Raw genomic sequence first — 1378 nt, forward strand, 5'->3', positions numbered from 1 at the left:
ATGGTCCGTTAGCACAATAAGCATTAGCCAATATGGAGTTATTGCCTCCTTTAATGGAAGAAAATGATACTTGGTTTATAACAAGAACCAATCCCTCCTCTTGCCTTTTTCTTAAAATAACCCTTTACTAATTAAACGAAGCCGAATTATGTAAGTTTCTTTTTATTCAACTAACCTTCTCAAACATCTAAAAAAGGAGACGATCACTTTGTTAGATAATCGCCCCCCCTTTCTTTAAGACTCAGTATCGAGATGTCTTCAAATAGAGCTATGTACTAACTGTATTAAGTCAACGTGTAAACCACCAAACAAAAAATAAGATTACTGCAATGATAAACCAAGTAAGTGCAACTATATGTTTTCTTTCAGCCTTTCTCTTAGAAGAGTTAGAAAAAAGTATTCCACTAATCAAGGCGATAGCAATAGCTACCCAAGTCCAAAAGCTCATAAATTCCTCCTTTCACTACCATTCAAGACATAATTTGAGATAGACATTATTTAATTAAAGCCCCCGTTTATTTAATAAGTTAAGTTCAAAGTTATTGCTATTTTATATCTTTGTTTTCCTTATGTTTGAATATAACTACACTACACTCTTCACACCTTAACGCTGGAACTTTTTTGACTTTTAACCATGCATCACCTATTAATGTTTCACTTCCAAAATCCGCAAAGATGGAATCAGGCGAGTCTGACCAGCAAATTCTTCGAGGAGAGAAAATATATCCTTTCTTTAAATCGTTACCACATTCAGGGCATCTTACAATATCGTCCATTTTTATTTACACCACCTTCTCTTTCTCTTATTTCTAGAAGTTTCTTTTTCATTCTTACCTAATCGCCCAAAACTCATTTCTCTTATTACACATACGATACCAATCCTATTTAGTTTCAACACTTCCTATTATCTCAAAACTTAGTCTTCAACTAACCTGCCGAAAACATTAAGAAAAGGGCAATTCTTCTGTTATAGAATTGCCCCCGTTTCTATAAGACTTGATTCCGAGATATATTGAAGCAGATTTTCAATTAAGGTATTCGTTACTTTAATTACCCATATATTCACAATTAAAATAAATGTTGTATTAGTTCTTTCATCCCTTCGAAAATTGCAATTCCTACTACTACTCCAAATAACAACTTTATAGAACGTCTTACCATTCACTTAATAAAGGGTGACCTTTTTTAATAGTACTCTTCCAGTGTTTTTTTAAAAAAGGTACAATCCATATTAAGAATAAAGAAATCAGAATAAGTCCTCCGACAATAACAATTACGGGCGATGGAAAAGGTTCAGAAGAACTATTCCCATCTAGAAAATATCTGTAATAAATATCTCTTACACTGACTAGAAAGTTAAAAGAGATATGTATTAATA

At 32.5% G+C, this 1378-nt stretch carries 3 protein-coding genes; all 3 read right to left on the reverse strand.

Going from position 1 to position 1378, the window contains the following annotated elements; genetic code table 11:
- Nucleotides 1-289 precede the first annotated feature (289 nt).
- A complete protein-coding gene (locus VKA52_RS03060; RefSeq protein WP_326314144.1) occupies nt 290-448 on the reverse strand; it encodes a hypothetical protein in 159 nt (52 codons plus the stop codon).
- Between the two features lie 97 nt (nt 449-545).
- Entirely contained in the window at nt 546-776 is a 231-nt protein-coding gene (locus VKA52_RS03065; protein ID WP_326314145.1) for a PF20097 family protein, read from the reverse strand.
- 378 nt (nt 777-1154) lie between these two features.
- Nucleotides 1155-1378, reverse strand: a 224-nt coding sequence (locus VKA52_RS03070) for a hypothetical protein (RefSeq protein ID WP_326314146.1), incomplete at its 5' end; no start/stop codon positions are given.

Origin of the sequence: Halobacillus sp. HZG1 (assembly GCF_035818575.1) — a bacterium.
In the GTDB taxonomy this organism is placed as follows: domain Bacteria; phylum Bacillota; class Bacilli; order Bacillales; family Halobacillaceae; genus Halobacillus; species Halobacillus litoralis.

Bases quoted from the DNA above. Each gene is read 5' to 3' on its own strand.
- VKA52_RS03060 (WP_326314144.1), bottom strand. From the start codon at position 448: ATGAGCTTTTGGACTTGGGTAGCTATTGCTATCGCCTTGATTAGTGGA.
- VKA52_RS03065 (WP_326314145.1), bottom strand. From the start codon at position 776: ATGGACGATATTGTAAGATGCCCTGAATGTGGTAACGATTTAAAGAAA.